General features: G+C 31.7%; 1 protein-coding gene. It reads right to left on the reverse strand.

Annotated elements, in window-relative coordinates; all coding sequences use genetic code 11:
* Positions 1 to 82 precede the first annotated feature (82 nt).
* Positions 83 to 889, reverse strand: coding sequence for a hypothetical protein (locus QGM60_RS18115; RefSeq protein ID WP_281141648.1), 807 nt, complete (start codon positions 887 to 889; stop codon positions 83 to 85).
* Between the last annotated feature and the right edge of the window lie 211 nt (positions 890 to 1,100).

The following is a 1,100-nucleotide window of genomic DNA, read 5'->3' on the forward strand; positions in this document are numbered from 1 at the left end:
AAAATTACCCTTTGATGAAAATTATGTGTCAAATTTAAACTAGAAAAGCTTGGTTTTTAACTCAGTTCTTTGTTGTAAACAGTTATTTCATTCGTCCGTTAAATCTTTTCTTTTCGTGGTCATAAGATAAAAATCCAATCTCTTTTTCTCCGTCAAATTCCATTACCACTTCGTACTCTTTTCCGGCTTCTAATTTCTCTATTTCAGAACTAAACTTGTTATGATAAAAATTTTGTATTAGTGCAGATTTTAAGAAAATCACAGTCCATTCATCAAATGTCAAACCTTTCAATGGATGCTTTGGCTCTTCATAGTTTTCGAGTACAATACTATGTCCATTTAAACTAAAATGGTATAATGAATGAGCAAATGCATTTCTCAACTGTGATTTGTAACAGTCTTTAAATATGTCGTAGATTTTTAAGTTATGTTTTTCAAAAATGTCTCGGATATTATTCTTTACAAATCGGTATTTAGAATCGCCTGGGACTTGAACGTTCCAATCATAATCTTTTGAATCGCATAAATCCGCAATCTTTTTAAAATTCCCAAGGTTATGTTTTGATTCCCAAAGATGTGTGTAAATCATTAATTCGATTGACAAAGTGAATTTGGAATCCGCTGAATTTTCCGTTTGGAAACTATACTGATTGTTTAAATATTGAAGTAAAAAGTCCACACGATGTCTGTCAATTAATTCTTCCAACGCGTGGTCTAATCTCCAAGGACTAAATTTGGTTTTGTCAATTTCTGTATCATAGGATGAACGAGCCAAAAATAGAATGTAGTCATTTTTATTTTTTTCATTCTTTTTGGCAGTTTCATAAAGTTCATCGATAGCTGACTTTATTTCTAATTGTAGTTTTCTAAAATCGTCTCTTCTTATCATTTATATTGGTTGGTCATAATTGTTTACAACGGTCTCGTATAATCGTCAGTTACGGGTTAAAAGTTAATAATTTTCGGTTAAGCACTGATGTTAGCAATTCCGAGTGGATTCGGACGTAGTCGAATCCGCCGTATTTGCGGTTATACATCTTAAGTTTACAATCCATTACATTTAGACTATTAATCAGAAAGCACAAAAGAGAGGATTAAGG

This window comes from Winogradskyella sp. SYSU M77433, from assembly GCF_029911945.1.
GTDB lineage: Bacteria > Bacteroidota > Bacteroidia > Flavobacteriales > Flavobacteriaceae > Winogradskyella.

Bases quoted from the DNA above. Each gene is read 5' to 3' on its own strand.
- QGM60_RS18115 (WP_281141648.1), bottom strand. From the start codon at position 889: ATGATAAGAAGAGACGATTTTAGAAAACTACAATTAGAAATAAAGTCA.